Below are 21,785 nucleotides of genomic sequence, written 5' to 3' on the forward strand. Positions count from 1 at the left end.
GGAAACGGCTGTACCGCAAACGAAAAGAGACGATTGAGCGAAGCTTCGCGGATGCCAAAGAGCTCCATGGGTTTCGCTATTGCCGTTTGCGCGGTCTACCAAACGTCAGGGAACAAGCCCTTATGACTGCAGCCGTGCAGAACATGAAGAAGATGGCGATCCACCTGGATCGCCTGGAGAAACAGGGGTAACCCCCCTGTTTCTCCAGAGACCAGAGCCTTATGATGTAAAGAAAAAGAAACCCACGTCTCAAAAAGACGGGGTTTCTCGACAATCTGAGAAGACCTTAGAGGTCTTCTTTTTTTGGACTTACATGCCCCTGTATACAAGGAATACGATGAAGAAGGCAATATTCTGTCTTTTTTTGGCGCCTGAACGATGTATAATATAGAAAATGAAAAAAACAATAAGGAGGCCGTTCATAGTGCGGAAATTTCGTTGGATTTCAGCAGTTGCAGTCCTCATATTTGTAGCCACCGCGCTTCCGGTTCAGGCGGCGACCATTCCTGCTGCCGCGGAAACGACGGACAAGCAGGTTGGCTCGCTAACTCCGACAGTGGTAAGCCGTTTAGAAAAAGCGGTGCAAGAACTCATTGGTTCAAAGACAGCATTTCAATTTGACGATGTGACAGATATGGGGAAAACCTGGATTGTAGAGGGCGAACTGGAAGACGGAACTGCTACGTTGCAGACAGAATATAATAAAGAAAAAAACAGAGTGGATTCTACAACCATACGATATAAAATAAGCAGCTTGGGAAAGGCGATGAACGCGCCACTCAAGACGAAAGTGCTAAACAGCGCCAAAGCGTTTGACAGCAAGCGTCCTCTGCAATTTGAAGCATTTTGGCGGGTCAAATCCCCTTATCAGTCCAACAAGCCTTCAAATTACTGGGTGTTTTGGGGTGCAGGAGAACAAGCTTCCTCGTTGTATGTGGATGTGGATCGAGGTAACGCTATTACCATCAACGCGGACTATGCCCTGAAGCAGGTGGACCCTGTGTTACTGAACCGTGCAATGAACACATTTAAGCGTGTGAGTGGTCAGCGAATCAAGGTACAGCACGCTTCACGGTACAAGGACGAGACGAAGGGACTTTCATACTGGTCGTTTGAGGATGCAAACGAGGCGAGTGAGGTCAAAATTAGCGCGGTAACCGGTAAAGTGCTGGCCGTATCCACCTATGGGGTAGACTGGAACGATGACGCAGATTTCAAAAAAACATTTGCAAGCCCGAAGTATACTGCCTCAGAAGCTTTGAAGCTAGTCAAGCCCAAGGCTCAGATGTTGTTTAATATCAATTTGACCGGCTATAAAGTGAAAGTTCAAGGGAATCAATATACGTTCTCCAAGCAGCAAAAGGGAACGGATTCTATTGTGGCTAAAGTGAATAAAAAAGGGACTTTTTACGCTTACTCTCTCCATTCTTCCGATGGGAAAATGTAGTAGAAAATAGAAAAGATAAATGAAGCCGCTTCACTCCTGATATCATATTGTCGGGGAGTGGGGCGGCTTTTTTTGTTTTTGGCTTATGTTTGTAGTCTCTTTATGTTACATTAGTATGAAAATAAAGAGCGGGGTGGAGCAGAGGACATGAAACCGGATTTGCGTACTGTGCTGAATCGTGAAATTATTGTCGGAGACGGCGCAATGGGGACTTTTTTATACCAGCTAGGATTTCCAGTAAATACATCTTTCGAAGAACTGAACATCACTTCGCCTGACGTTATATCAGACGTGCATGGTCAATATTTAAGTGCAGGAGCTCGATTGCTGGAGACTAATACATTTTCTGCAAATGATTATAAGTTAGCCCGGTTTGGATTGGAATCTAAGGTAGAAGAGATCAATCGTGCCGGTGTGAGAATTGCCAGAGCTGCGGCCGGACCTGAACATTATGTGGTAGGTGCGGTGGGTTCCATATGTGGGGGCAAACGGCTTAACATATCAAAGCTGGAGCTGGCAAGAAACTATGATCAGCAAATTGATGCCCTTCTCTCCGAAGGAGTCGACGGCATTTTGTGCGAAACGTTTTATTCACTGGATGAAATACGCATTGCGCTTCACAGTGTACGTAAATACAGTGACATTCCGGTAATTTGTCAGTTTGCAGTTGATCAGGTTGGTCGTACCCAGGATGGTTTTTTAGTGGCGGAAGCTTTTTCGGTGCTGCGTAATGAGGGGGCAGACATCCTTGGATTTAACTGTCACTCGGGTCCGCAGGGAATTATGAGTGTAATGGAGCAGCTGGACGGCCCTTTGTCTGTACCGCTGTCCGTATATCCGAATGCAGGACTAGCAGATTATGTGGACGGTCACTATGTATACGGTGCATCACCTGAATATTTTGGAGAATGTGCCAAGTCCTTTGTAGACCTGGGGACGAGGCTGCTCGGTGGTTGCTGCGGAACTACACCGGACCATATTGCAGCTATCTCCAAAGCCTTGAACCGTTTGCAACCGCCTCCGCTGGCTTCAAAAGAAGCTTTGTCGAAAGAGTCCTTTCAAGTGGCAGAGCAGATTGCAGATGAAGAGGAACGAGGAAATGGCAGACATACCAGCGAGCCCAATATTGTGGATCTGGTTAAGGAACGACATACGGTCATTGTAGAACTGGATCCTCCGCGCGATCTGGACATTACAAGGTTTATGCAAGGTGCTCATGCATTGAAGAAAGCAGGGGCCGACGCGCTTACACTAGCTGACAACTCGCTTGCAGTCACTCGCATGAGCAACATGGCGCTTGGACATTTGGTCAGTATTGAAACAGGCTTGCGCCCATTAATTCATATAGCATGTCGTGATCGCAATCTGATTGGTACTCAATCCCACATGATGGGTTTTGACGCGCTCGGTATTGACCATGTACTGGCGGTTACTGGAGATCCGGCGCGGTTCGGTGATTTGCCAGGCGCCAGTTCGGTGTATGATATGACCTCTTTTGAAATCATACGCATGATCAAACAATTAAATGATGGTGTCGCATTTTCCGGTAAACCACTGAAGCAGAAAGCTAATTTTGTGGTAGGTGCCGCATTTAATCCTAATGTCAAGCATTTGGGTAAAGCCGTACAGCGGTTGGAGAAGAAAATTGCCTCCGGAGCCGATTATGTTATGACTCAGCCCGTATACGACCACGAGTTGATTGCAGCCATCGCGGAAGCGACACGACATTTGGAAGTACCGATTTTTATCGGTATTATGCCGCTGGCTAGTGGGCGCAATGCAGAATACTTGCACAATGAAGTACCGGGGATTCAGTTATCCGATGAGGTACGTGCACGTATGTCTGGTCTTGAGGGTCCGGAAGGACGAGCAATGGGCGTGTCTATTGCCAAGGAGTTACTCGATACGGCAATGGAACATTTTAATGGAATCTATTTTATGACTCCATTTATGTTCTATGAAATGACAGCTGAACTGACTTCTTACGTATGGCAAAAATCAGGCCGTGCACAGGCCCCCTTGTTTCGACTATAATAATCAATTACAATAGTATAATGGATGTGATGCCGATGTCATTGAGTATGACCGGATACGGTCAAGCCATCCTTCATTATGAGGGCTATAAAGTGCGCTTGGAATTGAAATCGGTGAATCACCGCTATTGCGAAGTGATGATGAGAATTCCGCGCGAATGGACTCGATACGAAGATGGCTTGAGAAGAACGGTTCAACAGCAGATTAAACGCGGTCGTATCGATGTCTTCATCCACAGGGAACGCGATGAAGAACAGATGCCCGCCGCGCGGTTGAATGACACTGTGGTGCAGGCTTACCTGCATGCAGCGGAGCAGCTGGCGGATCGTTATGGAGTGAAAGGAACGTTAGGGATAAGCGATATTCTTGCTTTGCCTGACGTTCTGGGTGAGCCTGGAGAGGCTTGCCATGGAGATGAAGAGGACTGGGAAGAGCAACTACAGCGGGCTTTGAATGAAGCTTTGCAAGGTTTACTGGAGATGAGAAGACGAGAAGGCGGGCATTTGGCGCAAGATGTGGAATCCCGTATTTTACGTCTGGAATCTCTGCATCATGAAATGACGGTGCTGGCTCCTCATGTTGTGAGCGACTACCGTAACAGGCTGAAACACAGGCTTAAAGAGCTTCAGGACGGTTCATTTACGCTTGATGAACATAAGTTCGGAATGGAGATTGCGTTATTCGCGGATCGCAGCAATATTGACGAGGAACTTACCCGGCTTCAAAGTCACTTTGGACAGTGCAGGGGATTGCTGCTGTCAGACGAGCCGGCCGGTCGCAAATTAGATTTTTTAATCCAGGAAATGAACAGGGAAGTCAACACGATCGGCTCCAAGGCTAATCATCTCACATTGGTTAATTTGGTCGTTGAGATGAAAGCAGAGCTCGAGAAAATTCGTGAGCAGGCTGCAAATATTGAGTAGCTACCTGGTAGCGGCACGGCTGCAAGAGTCACATGTATAGGGGGAAAGACCTGAATATGGCAATCAAATTGATCAATATTGGTTTCGGCAATATCGTGTCGGCCAACCGAATTATCTCCATCGTCAGTCCGGAGTCTGCTCCGATCAAGCGGATTATACAGGAAGCCAGGGACCGTCATATGCTAATTGATGCTACCTATGGCCGCCGGACGCGGGCTGTTATTATTACAGACAGTGATCATGTAATCCTGTCTGCGGTGCAGCCGGAGACGGTCGCTCATCGCCTATCCACTAAAGATGATGACAATGACGAATAAAAATGGAGTGTACTATGGCTAAGGGATTATTATTTGTAATATCCGGACCTTCGGGTGTCGGTAAAGGGACGGTAGGCAACGCATTGCGTGACAAGCTACCAGAGATAACATACTCCGTTTCTGCTACAACTCGAACACCTCGTTCAGGCGAACAGGATGGAGTGACCTATTTTTTTAAAACGCGTGAAGAATTTTTGGGTATGATTGAACGAGATGAAATGCTGGAGTATGCTGAGTATGTAGGGAACTATTATGGTACTCCACGTGATTTTGTAGATCAGACCCTTGCGCAGGGAAAAGATATTTTTCTGGAGATTGAAGTTCAGGGAGCGCTAAAGGTTAAAGAAAAATTTCCAGAAGGCATATTCATTTTTCTGCTTCCGCCTTCGCTAGACGAATTAAAGGATAGAATCCGGGGACGGGGCACAGAAACTCAAGCGACCATAGACCACCGTATGTCGGTAGCTGTGGATGAAATGAATTTGTTGCGTCACTATGATTATGCGGTCGTCAATGATGAGATTGATTTCGCTTGTAAACGAATAGAATCCATTATTATCGCCGAACATTGTAAGGTTCATCCTTAAACGAGGGCTTTACATATGCCAAGCGTACTTAAAGAGAAATAATACTGTATAAGCTGAGCTTGAAGGTGTACACTGGAGTTCAGCTTATACAGTCCCAAAACTACATGAAGAGGTGTCTATTCGTGCTGTATCCTTCCATTGATGAAATGATGAAAAAGGCAGATAGTAAGTATTCGTTGGTTGTAGCGGCTTCACGTCGTGCCAGACAGTTGCGCGAGGGTGAAAAGACGACTCTCAAGAATCCTAAATCCCACAAACAGGTTGGAGTGGCGTTGGAAGAGATTTACGCGGATCATCTGCGTCTTGAAAGCGGCGAAGACGAGTAAGAATTATACACAACTATTATAACCGGGCGCAATGCCAATTCCTTTGACAACCGCAAGGTTGTTATTTTTTTAGGTCAGGGGGAGTTAACGATGTTGAAGGGAAAAGTTATTATTCTTGGTATAACTGGCGGAATTGCTGCTTACAAAGGGGCAGCGTTGTGTAGTAGGTTGACGCAAAAGGGCGCCGATGTTCATGTGATTATGACGGCCTCTGCCAAGGAGTTTATTACCGAACTTACGCTGCAGTCGCTCTCTCGTAATCCGGTGTACAGTGACACATTTGATGAAAGAGAGCCATCAGTCGTATCCCATATTCATCTGGCGGATGCGGCTGATTTGGTGCTTGTTGCTCCTGCAACTGCGAATATTATCGGGAAAATGGCGCATGGTCTTGCTGATGATATGCTGTCTACAACGTTGTTGGCTACAACAGCGCCTATTATGGTGGCACCTGCGATGAATGTACATATGTACACTCATCCCGCAGTCATGCAAAATATGGAGACGCTTGTATCACGTGGCGTGAAGATGATTGAGCCTGGTGAAGGATTACTGGCTTGCGGTTACGTTGGCAAAGGACGTTTGGAAGAGCCGGACACAATTGTGCAAACCATAGAGCGTTTTTTTGATCAGCAAGCTCAGGAACAAAAAACCACCATCAAGTCTGAACCACGATGGTTTGGTGACGAATCTATCGAGGCTCAAGTGCCTGAGTCACTTGTGAATGAGAATGAATCGGTGCTTTCAGGCAAAAAAGTCATTGTAACGGCTGGAGGCACGATCGAGCGAATTGATCCAGTACGTTATATCACAAATGATTCATCTGGCAAAATGGGCTTTGCCATTGCAAAAGTGGCTCAGGAGATGGGTGCAGAGGTGCACTTGATTGTCGCCAATACCAGCGCGGAACCGCCTACTGGTATTATGATTGAAAGAGTCCAGTCAGCTGAAGATATGTACGACGCTGTATTAAAGCAATGGGAAACGAGCGATATGGTCGTTATGGCTGCTGCAGTTGCAGATTATCGACCACGTGAGATTGCACAGACCAAGATCAAGAAAAAAGATAGTGTATTTACGCTAGAGCTAGTGAAGAACGTCGATATTTTAGAATCACTCGGACGGAGTAAGAAACATCAATTTTTAATTGGCTTTGCAGCTGAAACCGAACATTTGGAGACGTATGCGATAGATAAATTAGAACGTAAAAATTGTGATTTGATCGCGGCAAACGATGTAACTGTGAATGGTGCTGGTTTTGGCGTCGATACGAATGCTGTTCAAATTTATGACCGAAGCGGGATCGTAGAGCGTATTCCTGTACAGTCAAAGGAAGAAGTTGCGCGTAAGTTGCTTACTATAGCCGCGGGACGCATGGGTGGGGTGCTGCATTAATGGAGACGGGCAATTTAGTTGCCAAGGTCATTGTCGATGTACCTGCCAAGGATACGGACCGCACCTTCGATTATCTGATACCAGACTCAATGAGACCTTGGATTGAGCCGGGTAGTCGGGTAGCTGTGCCATTTGGCAAACGGACGGTGCAGGCTTTTGTCATCTCGGTAGTCCCAGCTGATGATCCACCGAAATACAGAATGAGAGCGATCCAGGAGCTGCTGGATTTGGTACCACCCTTATCTGCCGACCTAGTCGAACTGGGCAAATGGATGAGCGAACGTTATGCTTGTAATCAAATTATGGCACTGCAAGTGATGATTCCTACCGCGCTCAAGGGCAAAGCAGAACGTTATATCTCAATTGCGGAACAGCATGAGTTAACGCATCCACAACGTACTATACAACCGAATCAGGGCGATGAACTCGAATGGGCACTTCTGACCGACGATGGTATGAGTGATCCGACGGAGCGTCGGATCGTTAGCTTCATTCAGGAGAAGGAGCAAGTCCCATTGCAGCAACTCAGTCGACGTTTCCCTGAGGAAGCGGAAGTTATTAAATCACTGTTACGCCGGGGTGTGCTTCAGGAAAGTCAAGTTATCAAAGACAAACTTGGCAAAAAGACCATGAAATCCGTTGATCTGGCTATCGGCATAGACGAGGCATCAACGGCGCTGGAGCAATTTTCTGCCAAAGCGCAGCGTCAGCGGGAGGTACTTGCTTTTTTGCTGGAACGTAGCGAGTTTCTGCCTCTATCGCTGAAGGAAGTCATGACCTCACTGAGTGTCTCAGCTGCAACGGTTAAGGCGCTGGAAGATAAGGGCTATGTGTTGCTGGAGGATGTCGAAGTGTTCCGCGACCCCTACCGGGGCAGACACTTCAAGCCTACAGAGCCACTCCCTCTCACAGCAGAGCAGCAGTCGGTATATGAACGGATTATTCGCCAGCTGGACACACGTGAGCAAGGAGCTTATTTGTTGCATGGAGTCACAGGGAGCGGTAAGACGGAAATCTATCTACAGACGATTCAGCGTTGTATCGAGCAGAATCGGCAGGCCATTGTGCTGGTACCTGAAATATCGTTAACCCCACAAATGGTTGAGCGTTTTAAAGGCCGGTTTGGCGATCAGGTAGCAGTGATGCACAGTAGGTTGTCCGGGGGGGAACGGTACGATGAGTGGCGCAAAATACGCGAAGGCCGTGTGAAAGTGGCGATTGGTGCTCGCTCGGCAGTATTTGCGCCTTTTCGTGAGTTAGGTCTTATTATAATGGATGAGGAGCACGAAACGTCCTATAAGCAGGAAGAGACACCTAAATACCATGCGCGTGATGTCGCCATTCGCAGAGCCCATCAGCATGGGGCTGTTGTTATTCTCGGTTCGGCTACACCGTCGCTGGAAAGCTACTATGCGGCTCGCTCACAAAGCAACGACGAGTTTGCGCCGTTGCTGCTTGAAATGCCAACTCGCGCACTGGGGAACACGTTACCCGAAGTACATATCATGGATATGCGTGAGGAACTGCGTGCTGGCAACCGCTCTATGTTCAGCCGTGCGTTGCATAATGGAATTGCAGAGCGGTTAGAGCGTAAGGAGCAGACGGTACTACTATTGAATCGGCGTGGACACTCCACGTTCGTCATGTGCCGTAGCTGTGGCTATGTCGCGGGTTGTCCGCATTGTGATATTTCGCTTACGTATCATCAGCGGTCGAACAATTTACGTTGCCATTACTGTGGCTATTCCGAGCCCGTGCCTCAGACTTGCCCTGAGTGCGGTAGTGAGCATATTCGCTATTTCGGTACAGGTACCCAGCGAGTGGAAGAAGAGCTGGCGAAGCTATTCCCCGGTATACGTGTTGTTCGAATGGATGTTGATACAACAACAGAAAAAAATGCCCACGAAAAGCTCCTCAAGCAATTTCGTGATAAAAAAGCGGACGTGCTGCTCGGTACTCAAATGGTTGCCAAAGGCCTGGACTTTCCCGATGTGACACTGGTTGGTGTCATTACTGCGGATTCGGCTCTCAATTTACCGGATTTTCGGGCTGCGGAAAAGACTTTTCAGCTGTTAACACAAGTAGCTGGACGTGCTGGGAGACATCAATTGCCAGGGGAAGTATTTGTACAATCCTATACTCCAGAGCATTATTCGGTGATTCACGCAAGTCGCCATGATTATGCTTCTTTTGTGAGGGAAGAATTGAAACACCGCCGCAATTTGCACTATCCACCATATTGTCGTCTTATTTTGGTGACCTTTTCTCATGAACAACTCCCGGTGCTGGTCCGGCTGGCTGAGAATTATTCAGCAACACTACAGGGACGGGCCAGACAACGGGGATGGTTCGGGAATATGGATCGTCTTACATCTGATGTACTCGACATTTTGGGACCAGTAGCTTCACCCATTTCGAGAATCAAGAATAGATACCGATTTCAATGTATGATAAAATGGCGTGGAAATATCGATGCAATTAGTTTGGCTCAGCAAGTAGCTGATGAAATGGCCGAATCCGCACAGGCACAAAAGTTGCTGATTAGTCTGGATGTTGATCCGCAAATGCTTATGTAGAGTGTTGCCACAAAAGTTATTAGCACAATTAATGCGGACAAGCCGTCCGTACATAGGATAATGTAGCAGTCGCGTTTGTGATGAATACAGTTAGGCCTAAATGAAGCATAAAGAGGAAGGTGTTCTGTTGTCATGTCAATTAGAATTATAGTGTTGGAGCCGGATGACGTATTGCACAAAGTAGCAAAGGAAGTCACTAAAATTACGCCTAACGTGCAAAAGCTGCTCGACGATATGGCAGATACGATGTATGAAGCGGAGGGAGTAGGTCTTGCTGCTCCGCAAGTAGGTATTTTGAAGCGTCTCATCGTTGTAGATGCTGGAGATGAGCATGGTTTGATTAAAATGATCAATCCAGAGATCGTGGCCGAAGAAGGGGAGGAATTGGGTCCTGAAGGTTGCCTGAGTATACCAGGGTTGAACGGGGATGTGCGTCGTGCCGAGAAGGTTACAGTCAAGGGACTGGACCGCGAGGGTAAAACCATTACCGTTACAGCGACAGGGTTGCTTTCTCGTGCTTTTCAGCATGAAATTGACCATTTAAATGGAATTTTGTTCACAGATATTGCAGAAAAAGTATATGAGGTTGCGCTGGAACAGCCAGGACCGAACCGTCAGATAGGAGAGTGAGGTTCGATGAGTCAAGACATTCGTATTATCTTTATGGGTACGCCTGAGTTTGCAGTGCCATCGCTGAACATGTTACTGGATAACGGTTATAACGTGGTTGGTGTGATTACACAGCCCGATAAGCCACAGGGACGAAAAAAAATATTGACGCCTACACCAGTCAAGGAAGCGGCAGAAAAACGAGGATTACCTGTACTGCAACCGACCCGCCTGCGCCAGCCAGAAGCGGTGGCTCAGGTGGCAGAGCTGCGTCCTGATCTGATCGTAACCGCAGCCTATGGGCAAATTTTGCCTAAGTCCGTACTAGACCTGCCTCGGTTCGGCTGTCTGAATGTGCATGGTTCGTTACTTCCCCGTTATCGGGGAGGTGCACCGATCCAGCGTGCGATTATTAATGGTGAAACTGTGACGGGTGTGACGCTGATGTATATGGCGGAAGGACTGGACACTGGCGATATGATATCGCGAGTTGAGGTTGCTATAGAGCCGGAGGATACCTCTGGTACTATTTTTGAGAAGCTAAGCGTAGCTGGAGCAAAGCTTTTGCAGGACGAGCTGCCTAAGTTGCTGGCAGGCCAATCAGACCGTACGCCGCAAAACGAGGACGAGGCAACTTATGCCCCGAACCTGAACCGCGAGGATGAGCGTATTTCGTGGAGTGACAATGCTCAGCAGATATACAACCGGATTCGCGGCCTGGTTCCTTTTTCCGGTGCGTTTACGCTTTGGGAGGAAAATGTTTTTAAAATTTGGGCTGCTGAGCAGCCTTTCATAAACAGTGAAGTGAGTGCCTCAAATGTTCCAGCACCCGGAACGGTTCTTCAATTGACTGCTCGTGGTATTGAGGTGCAGACAGGCGGAGGAACTCTTTGGCTAACTCAGGTTCAACCGGCTGGCAAAAAGGTTATGGATGCCGGAACCTTTGCACGCGGCGGACAGATGAAGCCAGGCACGGTGCTCGGATGAGCGGGAGTCACTCCCGCAAGGGAGGCCAAGGCAAGGGAATGGGTGCCAGATCCGGCAAGACTCGCAATCAGACGGCGCGGGAAGTTGCACTTGATGTGTTGACCGGGGTGGAGCAAGAGGGTGCATATAGCAATCTTGAGCTAAATCGTCGGCTTCAGCAGGCAGGTTTATCTGCAAGTGACGCTGGTTTGGCGACGGAACTTGTATATGGTACAATCGCACGCCGAAATACACTAGATTATTTCCTGAATAAATTTGTTCAAAAAGGAACGGCCAAGCTTCAGGCTTGGGTACGTTCGTTGCTGCGGATGAGTGTGTATCAGGTGGTGTATCTGGATCGAGTTCCGGATCATGCAGTCGTTAGTGAAGCGGTGACCATTGCCAAGCGTCGTGGGCATCAGGGGATTTCCGGTATGGTCAACGGCGTGCTCCGCAGCATGTTGCGTGAGCCGGACAAGCTGCGTATTCCTGACGATTTGTCACCAGAGGAACGGATTTCATTAGAACATTCCCATCCACAGTGGCTGGTTAAGCGCTGGATTAAGCAATACGGTGCAGATACTGCTGAGGCTATCTGTCAGGCTAATAATGAGCCCCCTGCGGTCAGCGTACGGGTGAATACGACAATGACCAGCCGTGATCAGCTGCTGGACGAGATGCGCTCAAAAGGGCTTGATGCCGTTCCTTCCGCAGTTAGTCCCTATGGGATTGTTGTTCGGAGCGGTGGAAATATGGCGCTTACCTCGTGGTATACGGACGGCTTGCTGTCCGTACAGGATGAAAGCTCCATGCTCGTTGCCGAAGCAGTCGCTCCTGAGCCTGGCATGCTGGTACTGGATTGCTGTGCCGCTCCAGGTGGCAAAACAGCTCATATGGCTGAGCTGATGAAGGATCAAGGCCGGATCGTTGCGAATGATCTGCATGCCCATAAGCATCAATTAATCCGTGAACAGGCTAATCGACTTGGCCTGGATGCTGTAGAAACAGTCACTGGTGATGCGCTAGAACTGAAAGAACGCTATGCTCCAGCTTCTTTTGACCGTATTTTACTGGATGCGCCATGCTCTGGCTTTGGAGTAATTCGTCGTAAACCGGACCTGCGTTGGAGCAAAACTGCGCAGGATGTTCGCGACATTACACAGCTTCAACATGAGTTGCTGGATAGTGTGGCGGGATTGTTGAAACCAGGTGGTATTCTGGTATACAGCACATGCACGATTGAACCGGACGAAAATGAAGGACAATTGACTCAGTTTTTAAGCGAACATCCAGAGTATGAATTGGCAGAGGGTCATTCCTTCCCGGACGTGAGCCACGAAAAGGATAGTATACAGGGAGGCTCGGTACAGCTGTTACCGCAGCATTTCCACAGCGACGGATTTTATATTGCGCGCCTGCGTCGGGTGAAATAGCGCGGAAGAGAATTCCAGGCAGCTGTCCACCAGTGTTTCCACATTCCGCCGGAACATTTCCGGCGGTTTTTTGCATGAAGACGAAAAATTTTTACCCCCTTAGGGATTTGTGCTAAAATAGGAAGAATGAAAAATACGATCTGCGAACAAACAGAACTTAATGAAGAAGGAACGGGTGCAAACATTGATGAAACCTTTTATATATGATTTAACTCTGGAGGAGCTTCAGGACTGGGCCAAGAACAATGGTGAGCCTGCTTTTCGTGGAGGACAAATTTTTGACTGGCTGTATGTGAAGCGGGTCAATGATTTCAGCGAGATGACGAATTTGTCCAAGGCGCTGAGAGAGAAGCTTGAGGAGCAATTTAGTTTTGTGACGCTTAGTGAAATTACAAAGTTGGAATCAAAGGACGGTACAGTAAAATTCCTGTTCGGTTTGCACGATGATCATGCCATTGAAACGGTCATTATGAGACACAATTACGGAAACAGTATTTGTGTAACGACTCAAGTGGGTTGCCGGATTGGTTGTACTTTCTGCGCTTCGACGCTTGGAGGCCTCAAACGGAACCTGACGGCTGGTGAAATTACTGCACAGGTGGTGCAAGCTCAGAAAATTTTGGATAAAACCAATGAACGAGTGAGCAGCATCGTGATTATGGGCTCAGGCGAACCTTTTGAAAACTATGAAGCGACCATGACGTTTTTACGTACAATGGTTCATGAAAAAGGTCTGAACATTGGTCAACGTCATATCACGGTGTCGACTAGCGGTATTGTACCGAATATTTATAAATTTGCCGACGAGGATACCCAGATTAATCTGGCAATATCCATTCATGCGCCTAATGATGCGCTTCGTTCGAAGCTGATGCCTGTAAATCGGCGTTATCCCTTTAAAGATGTTATGGATTCTCTACGTTACTATCTTGCTAAGACGGGGCGGAGAATTTCGTTTGAATATGCCCTGATTGGCGGGGTAAACGATCAGGCAGAACATGCTGAAGAGCTAGCGGATGTGTTAAAGGACATGCTGTGTCACGTCAATTTGATTCCAGTCAATCATGTGCCTGAGCGCAAGTATGTGCGCACATCACGCAGCGATATTTTTAATTTCCAACGTATTCTTGCCGAAAAAGGCGTCAATGTGACGATCCGGCGTGAACAGGGTCACGATATTGCCGCTGCTTGCGGTCAGTTGCGTGCAAAGCATATGGAGTTGGGGTGAAACCATTTGATCAAAACAGTTCATGTCAGCCATGTCGGACGTGTACGTTCGGTGAATGAGGATTCTGCCTGGATCAGGCACTTGGAGCAAGGCTATATTCTTGGGATTGTTGCCGATGGTATGGGGGGGCATTTGGCCGGTGATACGGCCAGCCGCCTTGCGGTAGAGACACTTGCCGCTGATTTGGCGACGCTGGAGAGCGGATTATCCGCACATTCTTTGACGGCGGCGCTCAGCGACGCTATTTTGCATGCCAATGAAGTCATCTTCCAGACGGCTGCACGCGACGAAAAGTATCATAATATGGGAACGACAGTTGTTGCGGTTTTACTAAACGACGCATCCGGAATTATCGGACATATCGGTGACAGTCGCGCCTATGTCGTGTCTAAAGGAGCGGTACGTCAGCTTACAGAAGACCATACTTTGGTTAATGAGCTGTTCAAAAACGGTCAGATCAGTAAGGAAGAACGAGAGAACCATCCTCGTCGCAATGTACTGACACGGGCGCTGGGCACTGATTCCGAGGTGAAAGTGGATATTGACTCCATTATGCTGGAAAAAGGCGATGTACTATTACTGTGCAGCGACGGATTAAGCAATCTGGTAACGGAAGAACAAATCAGTAAAGTAGTAGGTGCCGCAGAGAATCCTTTGGAGGAGCGTGCGGATCGTCTGCTACATCTGGCGCTGCTTGCCGGAGGAGACGATAACATTACTGTGGCTTTGTTTGAATTGCCCGACGACACGGTTTCATTGAGTGAAAAGGGGTGTGACGCATGATCGGGCACCTGCTAGGGGGAAGATACGAAATTATTGAGCGCATCGGTGGCGGCGGTATGGCGCTGGTGTATAAGGCTCAAGACATTTTGCTGAATCGCAATGTCGCAGTTAAAGTATTGCGTCAGCAATTTGTTCATGATGAGGAATTTATTCGCCGGTTTCGGCGTGAGGCGCAGTCTGCGGCCTCGCTTTCGCATTCGAACGTGGTCAGTATTTATGATGTAGGCCAAGAGGATGAAATCCATTATATTGTAATGGAGTGCATCGAAGGTAAAAATTTGAATGAGATTATTAAAGAACGTGCTCCATTGCAAGTGGATGAAGCAGTACGGATTGCTTCCCAGATTTGTGATGCGCTGGAGCATGCCCATCAAAATCAGATTATTCACCGAGACATTAAGCCTCATAATATATTAATTGGACGTAATGGACGGGTTAAGGTAACCGATTTTGGGATTGCTAGAGCCGTTACGTCAACGACCATTACCCAGACGGGTTCTGTTGTAGGTTCTGTTCATTATTTTTCACCTGAGCATGCAAAGGGTGTCGTCACCGGCGAAAAATCGGACTTATATTCTTTAGGTATTGTCTTATATCAAATGCTGACGGCGCAGCTCCCTTTCCTGGGAGAAAGTCCAATTAGTGTAGCGCTCAAGCATTTGCAAGAGGAATTTGAGGAACCGCGTAAAATTAATCCGTTGATTCCGCAAAGTGTGGAAAATGTCATTTTAAAATCCATGCGCAAAAATCCAGAAGAGCGTTATCAATCGGCAGACGAAATGCTAAAAGATTTGGAAACCTGTTTGCTGCCGGGACGGCGTAATGAATCCAAACTGGAATTTACACATTTGGATGATGAGGATCAAACACGGGTTATTCCGGCTATTAAGCCTCAACAATTAGGGATGTCTTCTAGCGGGGATGATGTACCTGCTCAATCGCGTGAGTCTGAACAGCTTCCGAGCAAGCAATCGTCCAAGAAAAATAGAAAAAAAGCGATCTTGTGGGTAACACTAGTGTTGGTGTTACTTCTGTGCATGGGCGGAGTGGTGTACTATGTGCAAAGTGTACTGGTCGTGCCTGAGGTAAAAGTACCAGGTGTATTGACACAAACAGAAGACCAAGCGAAGGTTAATCTCAGTAAAGCGGGATTACTCATTGAGGAGCCAATCCAGCATGAATACAAAGAGGGAATCGCGCCTGGAGTTGTATTTTATCAAAGCTATCCTGCAGATTCTTTAGTCAAGGAAGGAACTAAGATTAGTCTGAAAGTCGGGATTGCCAAGCCGCTCACCCCGATGCCGGATGTCAAAGGCCAAAGCTACGAAAATGCTGTTAAGCTGCTGACCGCCCAGCAAATTAAGGAGACGCAGATTCAGCAAAATGAGCAGTTCAGTGATCAGGCCGCAGGGACCGTCCTTAGTCAGACACCCGCTGCAAATGAGCCATTTGATAAGGATTCAGTCCAGGTTGTGCTCACAGTCAGCAAGGGCGCTGACACTGTGAAAATGCCAAGTCTCGTAGGCAAGACGCAGAATCAAGCGGAAAATGAGGTCAAAAAGGCAGGGCTGAAGGTTGGCTCGATTAAAGAAGAATTTAGCTATGAGCAGGAAAAAGGAAGAGTAACCAAACAATGGCCATCAGAGGCAGGCAGTGAGTTGCCGCCAAATACGGAAATTACGATTTATGTAAGCACGGGTTACCCGCCAGAAGCGATTACGCTACCATTTAATGTGCCTGTTGCGCCCAAGGAAGAGGGTAAAAACAGCAAAATTCGTATTACTTATACGGATGCGCGTGGAGAAAATCAGGAATGGGGAAGCCGTACAATTAATACGACACAGGTGTTCACTATCAACCTGCTAATGGCTCCGAACAAAGACAGTGTTGTCTCAGTATTTAGAGATGGTGACTTTATTGATACGTATCCCGTCTCTTATATTGAGGCAAAAAATGGAACAGTGACGATGCCTCAAATTGCTCCGCCTGCCGGAGCTTCACCAACGGATACACCTGATGGTACTTCCTCGCAGAATGGAAGTGGAAACGGCGAGGAAGGTGATAGCGGGGGATCTTCTAATGATAGTGGTAATAGTGGGGGCGACTCGAACAATCAGGAGGGCACAGGAGGTAATGGTGACCCTTCCGCCTTTGTTCCTGGAACGAATTCCACGGGGGGTACGCGCAGTGAGTTGGCGGTTAGTCATAAAAACAACCCAGGCCACGCTTCCCACAAAAAGAAGGAAAAAGTGATTGAGGCTGTTCAGCATCAGTAAATTTGCAATAGGAAGATGCTCAACCTGTTATACGCAATGAAACTTGAACATTATGAAGGAGGACATCTTACACATGCCTGAAGGTCTGATCGTCAAGGCGCTTAGCGGATATTATTATGTCTCCAGCCTGGATCAGGATGGGCGTCCGGTATCCGGCGAAGCTACGGTACAATGCAGAGCACGCGGCATTTTTAAGAAAAAAGAGATTACGCCTCTTGTCGGTGATCGGGTCGTTTACGAACTGACTGAAAACGGGGAAGGTATGGTCAAGGAGATTAGAAAGCGTACGACGGAGCTAATTCGTCCTCCAGTAGCTAATACCACGCTTGCCGTGCTGCTGTTTTCCTTGCGTGAGCCGGATTTAAACCTGCCTTTGCTGGATAAATTTTTAGTCCACATTGAGCACGCCGGGCTGGATACGATTATCTGTCTGACTAAGCGCGATTTGTATGAGGGCAGCCCTTCAGAGGATGACACCGTGCTGGCCGTTCAGGAAATATACCAGAAGATCGGTTATGAGGTGCTGGTAACCAGTGCCCATACCGGAGAAGGGACGGCTGAGCTTAAGAAGCTATTGGCTGGTCAAATCAGCGTGTTTTCCGGGCAATCAGGTGTAGGAAAGTCTTCTATGCTTAATGCTCTAGAGCCTGGGTTAACGCTGGAGACGAGCGCCATAAGCAATAAGCTGGGCCGAGGAAAACATACGACTCGTCATGTGGAGCTGATTCCTCTAGACAACGGAGGATTTGTAGCAGATACACCGGGGTTTAGCCAGCTGGATTTTCTGGAGCTGGGTGTAGATGAGCTATCTCCTTGTTTTCGTGAATTCCAGCAGTATGCGGAAGGATGTAAATTTCGGGGTTGTACCCATATTCACGAGCCTGGTTGTAAAGTAAGAGAGGCCCTGGAAGAAGGACATATTTCACAGGGGCGGTATGATAGCTATTTGCAGTTCTATCAGGAATTAAAAGAAAAAAAGCGGAGGTACTGAGTATATGTTAAAAATAGCACCGTCGATTTTATCCGCTGATTTTGCTCGCTTGGGCAGTGAAGTTGCGGAAGCTGAGGCAGGAGGGGCAGACTGGATTCATGTGGACGTAATGGATGGACATTTTGTATCCAATATTACACTGGGCCCACCTATCGTTCAGGCTATTCGTCCGCACACGACTCTTCCCTTGGATGTTCATCTGATGATTGAGCATCCTGAACGCTATATTGGCGATTTCGTAAAAGCAGGAGCCGATATCATCACTGTTCATGCTGAGGCCTGTGTTCATTTGCATGGTGTCCTTCACTTGATCAAGCAGAAAGGCGCTCTGGCTGGAGTGGCTCTCAATCCGGGTACTTCACCATATGCGATCAAGGAAGTGCTGCCAAATGTAGATATGATTCTAGTGATGACGGTCAATCCTGGCTTTGGAGGTCAGTCCTTCATTCCAGAGACGTTAAATAAAATCAGACAAATCCGTGCTTGGTTGAACGAATTGGGTCGTCCAGACGTACATATCGAGGTAGACGGAGGTATTGCGGAGGAGACGGCACCAGCCGTATTTGAAGCGGGGGCTGACGTGCTGGTGGCTGGTAGTGCGGTATTCGGCAGAGCAGACCGCGCAGCGGCTATTGCTTCGATTCGGGACAGTGCAGCACGTTTGTCCAAGTGAAGCTGACCGAAGCATTGTGGATGACTGTAGCGAGTATGGCGACGGGATTGCTCCTTAGCTGTTTCTCGCTAGTGAAGGCTCCTTGGAATGCTGTTCTTTCACTTTTGGCTGTTCTAATTGTCCTGTTTTATTTTCGAAAAAATGAACGGCGTGGTTTACGAATAGGTTTTGTGGTGTGCAGCGTACTTTATTATATCCTGTTTATTTTCATACTCTCAGCATATCTCTATGTTCGCGGACTTGTCTGATGGTATAGCCTGGGATGGTTGTGCATAAATATGGTTACATGAGCGGGATTCTCATGTAGCCTTTTTTTGTGGGGCACAACCCTTGACAGGTTGCATAAACTACAGAGAACGGATGCAGGAGGATGATGGGGAGGGTGAGGCATGAAGTTTTACACAATCAAGCTGCCAAAATTTCTGGGTGGATTCGTTAAGGCCATTTTGAATACATTCCAGAAAAACTGAATTCAACGTAATGTAAACACAGGATGTAGGATGAAAGCTAGAGGTACACAGGGCACGCTTCCCGGGCATAACAGAAGGTAGCTCGGTAGTAAAAGATCGGAACGCACGGGAAGGTGCCTGACATTTTGTTTTCCTGAACCAGATGGATATTACTTTTCGAATAACCAAAAAAGCACCCGTTTAAAACGAGGTGCCTTTTGTTTATAACGATATTTTTTTACGACTACACGCGAGTCACTTTACCGGCTTTCAATGCACGAGTGCTGACATAAACGCGTTTCGGTTTACCGTTAACGAGAATGCGAACTTTTTGTACGTTGACGCCCCAAGTACGGCGATTACGGTTGTTAGCGTGAGATACGTGGTTACCGCTGCCAGGCTTTTTGCCTGTTACAGAACATTTACGAGACATGATTCCACCTCCTATTCTGAAAATAACCAAATTCCATATGGAACGGGTCTCTCTTCAGGCCGACTGGGTCAGCCGGACTTTGTAAGTCACTAACCTGAACAAAACAATACTTATATATAATATCATAGTCAAAAAAGCTCCGTCAACTGATTCAAAAACTTTATTTATTTCTCTTTCGCATTATAGTACAATATGGGATAGTTATTGCTGCGATTATTTTGTATTTAAATGGAATGTGAATTCTTATTCCAGTCATGCCGGCGGTTCAGAGGCGGGACTATAGTTATCATTCCAGCCGATGATTTATGTTGGGCAGTTGACTGGTTTTTCATTTTATATGACCTGTAGAAGAGCGACCAGACGTGAGTACAAGAGCTTATGAAAGTGTGACATTCGTATTCGTCGTCTGGCTTTAGTATAATTTAATTGAACCTGTAGGCACAGCTGGATAAGGTGTGGTGAAGGTTGATAGTAAAACAAGTGTATTAAGCTAGGAAGGGGAATTCTCTTGAGTAATCGTTCTTTGAATGGAACAGATTTTACCGCAATGGTTTTAGCCGGGGCGGAACAATTACAGCAGCATGCGGAACATGTCAATTCACTAAATGTATTCCCGGTGCCAGACGGTGATACGGGAACTAACATGAATTTGACGATGAGCGCGGGCGTAACGGAATTAAAGAGGGGGGATTCTTCCTCCATCGGTGTCATGTCCGGCATATTATCCAAAGGTTTGCTGATGGGAGCCCGCGGCAATTCAGGGGTTATCCTGTCTCAGTTGTTTCGTGGCTTCAGCCGTTACGCTGCCCCATACGAGGAATTGAATACCCTTCAGTTCGCATCGGCATTGCAGAGCGGGGTGGATGCGGCCTACAAGGCGGTGGTTAAGCCGGTGGAGGGTACAATTCTTACCGTGGCGAAGGAAGCGGCCAAGCATGCTGTATTTTTCTCGCGCCGGACGAACGACATCACGGAATTGATGGAAGAAGTGCTTGCCAAAGCGAAGGAAACGCTTGCCATGACGCAGGACATGCTCCCTGTACTGAAGCAAGTAGGAGTTGTAGATTCGGGTGGGCAAGGCCTTGTGTATATTTATGAAGGCTTTATGCAACATATTGGAAGCGGCTTGGTGACGTCTCCAACTGCAAAAAGTGATAATGTACGCCCGGTTTTTGCTCCTCACGTATCGGAGAGACCTACTGCTACTGCAGTTGTTCCTTCCCCAGATGCGCCGATTTCTGCGCAAGCGAAGCTCGAAACGGATAATATTGAATTTTTGTATGATATGGAGTTTTTTATTAATCGACAATTGGGCGAAGCGCAAGGTACCGATTTTGATGAAGAAGCCTTCCGGAAAGCGTTATCCGTAGATGGTGATTCTATTATCGTAATTTCAGACGATGATGTTATCAAGGTTCACGTGCATTCTAAGGCTCCTGGTGAAGTGCTGAATTTGGCACTGCGTTACGGAGAAATTACACAGATTCGTATTTTAAATATGCGCGAGCAGCATCGTGATTTGTTGTCTGCGGGTATGGATGTTGCTCCTGAGCCTGAGTGGTTTGCTGAAATACCAACAGAGCCTGCACGTGAGGAAGAGCCGTCTGAGCCCCCCGCTCATGAACTGGCATCCTTTGGTTTTATAGCTGTGGCTTCCGGTGAAGGAATTGCTGATATTTTCAGAAGTTTAGGCGTCGATGTTGTCCTTTCTGGCGGCCAGACAATGAATCCGAGCACAGAGGACTTCGTTAATGCGGCGCGCTCGATTGCGGCTCAACATATTTTTATTCTTCCGAATAATTCCAATATTATTTTGGCGGCAGAACAAGCGCGTGAACTGCTAGAGATGGAACGTATGGTGTCGGTTATTCCGAGCAAAACAATTCCTCAGGGCATTGCAGCAGCATTTGCCTTCCAGGAGGAGGAGGCTTTTGAGGTAAATCAGGACAATATGCGTGACGCAGTCACCCGGGTGAAGTCTGGCCAAGTGACCTACGCGGTACGGGATACGACGCTTGATGACCTGCATATTACAGCCGGGCACTACATCGGTATTCAGGATTCCAAAATTGTAGCGACCGAGGAACACTTAATGGCAACGTCCCGTCTTTTGCTAGCGAAAATGCTGGTGAATGGCGATGAGATTGTTACGATTCTCACAGGTTCAGACGCAAATCAAGAAGACACAGATCAGCTTGTTGCATGGCTTGAAGAAAATTATGCGGATGCTGAAGTAGAAGTTCATGAAGGTGGTCAGCCGATTTATCCTTATTTGTTCTCAGTGGAAACCTGATGTGCTTTAGCACGCCCATGGAAGTCCACAACAAAAGGAGGTCTGA

At 47.5% G+C, this 21,785-nt stretch carries 20 protein-coding genes; 19 read left to right on the top strand and 1 reads right to left on the bottom strand.

Annotated elements, in window-relative coordinates; genetic code table 11:
* From WA407_RS06330 to spoVM, 18 genes are all read left to right on the top strand, one after another.
* The coding region (locus tag WA407_RS06330; RefSeq protein ID WP_336076997.1) for a transposase at positions 1-191 on the top strand (191 nt) is incomplete at its 5' end.
* Positions 192-424: 233 nt separating this feature from the next.
* Complete coding sequence (locus WA407_RS06335; protein ID WP_235309504.1) at positions 425-1,447, top strand: hypothetical protein; 1,023 nt, start codon at positions 425-427, stop codon at positions 1,445-1,447.
* Positions 1,448-1,594: 147 nt separating this feature from the next.
* The gene (locus WA407_RS06340) at positions 1,595-3,481 is read left to right on the top strand and encodes a bifunctional homocysteine S-methyltransferase/methylenetetrahydrofolate reductase (RefSeq protein WP_235309505.1); all 1,887 of its coding nucleotides are present in this window, start codon (positions 1,595-1,597) and stop codon (positions 3,479-3,481) included.
* Positions 3,482-3,516: 35 nt separating this feature from the next.
* Positions 3,517-4,404 (top strand): YicC/YloC family endoribonuclease, encoded by an 888-nt coding sequence (locus tag WA407_RS06345; protein WP_336076998.1) that lies wholly within the window; start codon positions 3,517-3,519, stop codon positions 4,402-4,404.
* Between the two features lie 56 nt (positions 4,405-4,460).
* Entirely contained in the window at positions 4,461-4,721 is a 261-nt protein-coding gene (gene remA, locus WA407_RS06350) for an extracellular matrix/biofilm regulator RemA (protein ID WP_005548256.1), read from the top strand.
* A gap of 14 nt (positions 4,722-4,735) precedes the next feature.
* Entirely contained in the window at positions 4,736-5,308 is a 573-nt protein-coding gene (gene gmk, locus WA407_RS06355; protein WP_013310894.1) for a guanylate kinase, read from the top strand.
* A 122-nt stretch (positions 5,309-5,430) separates the two neighbouring features.
* Positions 5,431-5,634, top strand: a complete 204-nt coding sequence (gene rpoZ, locus WA407_RS06360; RefSeq protein WP_013310893.1) for a DNA-directed RNA polymerase subunit omega — start codon at positions 5,431-5,433, stop codon at positions 5,632-5,634.
* 90 nt (positions 5,635-5,724) lie between these two features.
* A complete protein-coding gene (gene coaBC / locus WA407_RS06365; RefSeq protein ID WP_235309506.1) occupies positions 5,725-7,029 on the top strand; it encodes a bifunctional phosphopantothenoylcysteine decarboxylase/phosphopantothenate--cysteine ligase CoaBC in 1,305 nt (434 codons plus the stop codon).
* Positions 7,029-9,605 (top strand): primosomal protein N', encoded by a 2,577-nt coding sequence (priA, locus tag WA407_RS06370; RefSeq protein WP_028540561.1) that lies wholly within the window; start codon positions 7,029-7,031, stop codon positions 9,603-9,605. The genes coaBC and priA overlap by 1 nt, the downstream gene beginning before the upstream one ends.
* Positions 9,606-9,737: 132 nt before the next feature.
* A complete protein-coding gene (def, locus tag WA407_RS06375; protein ID WP_061829023.1) occupies positions 9,738-10,235 on the top strand; it encodes a peptide deformylase in 498 nt (165 codons plus the stop codon).
* A 6-nt stretch (positions 10,236-10,241) separates the two neighbouring features.
* Positions 10,242-11,201, top strand: coding sequence for a methionyl-tRNA formyltransferase (fmt, locus tag WA407_RS06380; RefSeq protein WP_336077001.1), 960 nt, complete (start codon positions 10,242-10,244; stop codon positions 11,199-11,201).
* Positions 11,198-12,613, top strand: a complete 1,416-nt coding sequence (gene rsmB, locus WA407_RS06385; protein ID WP_336077002.1) for a 16S rRNA (cytosine(967)-C(5))-methyltransferase RsmB — start codon at positions 11,198-11,200, stop codon at positions 12,611-12,613. The genes fmt and rsmB overlap by 4 nt, the downstream gene beginning before the upstream one ends.
* Positions 12,614-12,800: 187 nt before the next feature.
* Positions 12,801-13,841: a 23S rRNA (adenine(2503)-C(2))-methyltransferase RlmN gene (rlmN, locus tag WA407_RS06390; protein WP_013310887.1), complete on the top strand. Its 1,041-nt coding sequence runs from the start codon at positions 12,801-12,803 to the stop codon at positions 13,839-13,841.
* Positions 13,842-13,847: 6 nt separating this feature from the next.
* Positions 13,848-14,624 carry a Stp1/IreP family PP2C-type Ser/Thr phosphatase gene (locus WA407_RS06395; protein WP_061829026.1) on the top strand — a complete coding sequence of 259 codons (777 nt, stop codon included), beginning with the start codon at positions 13,848-13,850 and terminating at the stop codon, positions 14,622-14,624.
* Positions 14,621-16,900, top strand: a complete 2,280-nt coding sequence (gene pknB, locus WA407_RS06400) for a Stk1 family PASTA domain-containing Ser/Thr kinase (protein ID WP_336077003.1) — start codon at positions 14,621-14,623, stop codon at positions 16,898-16,900. The genes WA407_RS06395 and pknB overlap by 4 nt, the downstream gene beginning before the upstream one ends.
* A 73-nt stretch (positions 16,901-16,973) precedes the next feature.
* Positions 16,974-17,891: a ribosome small subunit-dependent GTPase A gene (gene rsgA / locus WA407_RS06405; protein ID WP_061829028.1), complete on the top strand. Its 918-nt coding sequence runs from the start codon at positions 16,974-16,976 to the stop codon at positions 17,889-17,891.
* A 4-nt stretch (positions 17,892-17,895) separates the two neighbouring features.
* Positions 17,896-18,564 (top strand): ribulose-phosphate 3-epimerase, encoded by a 669-nt coding sequence (gene rpe, locus WA407_RS06410; protein WP_336077004.1) that lies wholly within the window; start codon positions 17,896-17,898, stop codon positions 18,562-18,564.
* A gap of 389 nt (positions 18,565-18,953) precedes the next feature.
* Positions 18,954-19,034 carry a stage V sporulation protein SpoVM gene (spoVM, locus tag WA407_RS06415; protein ID WP_010345573.1) on the top strand — a complete coding sequence of 27 codons (81 nt, stop codon included), beginning with the start codon at positions 18,954-18,956 and terminating at the stop codon, positions 19,032-19,034.
* Between the two features lie 223 nt (positions 19,035-19,257).
* On the opposite strand, the gene rpmB is transcribed toward spoVM, so the two are convergent.
* Complete coding sequence (gene rpmB / locus WA407_RS06420) at positions 19,258-19,446, bottom strand: 50S ribosomal protein L28 (protein WP_013310881.1); 189 nt, start codon at positions 19,444-19,446, stop codon at positions 19,258-19,260.
* 508 nt (positions 19,447-19,954) lie between these two features.
* Here rpmB and WA407_RS06425 point away from each other — a divergent pair.
* Positions 19,955-21,739, top strand: coding sequence for a DAK2 domain-containing protein (locus tag WA407_RS06425; RefSeq protein ID WP_254328365.1), 1,785 nt, complete (start codon positions 19,955-19,957; stop codon positions 21,737-21,739).
* The last annotated feature ends 46 nt before the right edge of the window (positions 21,740-21,785 follow it).

It is taken from the genome of Paenibacillus sp. 203 (assembly GCF_037027525.1).
Taxonomy (GTDB): Bacteria; Bacillota; Bacilli; order Paenibacillales; family Paenibacillaceae; genus Paenibacillus; species Paenibacillus polymyxa_B.

Bases quoted from the DNA above. Each gene is read 5' to 3' on its own strand.
- fmt (WP_336077001.1), top strand. From the start codon at position 10,242: ATGAGTCAAGACATTCGTATTATCTTTATGGGTACGCCTGAGTTTGCA.
- remA (WP_005548256.1), top strand. From the start codon at position 4,461: ATGGCAATCAAATTGATCAATATTGGTTTCGGCAATATCGTGTCGGCC.
- rsgA (WP_061829028.1), top strand. From the start codon at position 16,974: ATGCCTGAAGGTCTGATCGTCAAGGCGCTTAGCGGATATTATTATGTC.
- gmk (WP_013310894.1), top strand. From the start codon at position 4,736: ATGGCTAAGGGATTATTATTTGTAATATCCGGACCTTCGGGTGTCGGT.
- spoVM (WP_010345573.1), top strand. From the start codon at position 18,954: ATGAAGTTTTACACAATCAAGCTGCCAAAATTTCTGGGTGGATTCGTT.
- rpe (WP_336077004.1), top strand. From the start codon at position 17,896: ATGTTAAAAATAGCACCGTCGATTTTATCCGCTGATTTTGCTCGCTTG.
- coaBC (WP_235309506.1), top strand. From the start codon at position 5,725: ATGTTGAAGGGAAAAGTTATTATTCTTGGTATAACTGGCGGAATTGCT.
- WA407_RS06345 (WP_336076998.1), top strand. From the start codon at position 3,517: ATGTCATTGAGTATGACCGGATACGGTCAAGCCATCCTTCATTATGAG.
- priA (WP_028540561.1), top strand. From the start codon at position 7,029: ATGGAGACGGGCAATTTAGTTGCCAAGGTCATTGTCGATGTACCTGCC.
- WA407_RS06340 (WP_235309505.1), top strand. From the start codon at position 1,595: ATGAAACCGGATTTGCGTACTGTGCTGAATCGTGAAATTATTGTCGGA.
- def (WP_061829023.1), top strand. From the start codon at position 9,738: ATGTCAATTAGAATTATAGTGTTGGAGCCGGATGACGTATTGCACAAA.
- rlmN (WP_013310887.1), top strand. From the start codon at position 12,801: ATGAAACCTTTTATATATGATTTAACTCTGGAGGAGCTTCAGGACTGG.
- rsmB (WP_336077002.1), top strand. From the start codon at position 11,198: ATGAGCGGGAGTCACTCCCGCAAGGGAGGCCAAGGCAAGGGAATGGGT.
- pknB (WP_336077003.1), top strand. From the start codon at position 14,621: ATGATCGGGCACCTGCTAGGGGGAAGATACGAAATTATTGAGCGCATC.
- rpmB (WP_013310881.1), bottom strand. From the start codon at position 19,446: ATGTCTCGTAAATGTTCTGTAACAGGCAAAAAGCCTGGCAGCGGTAAC.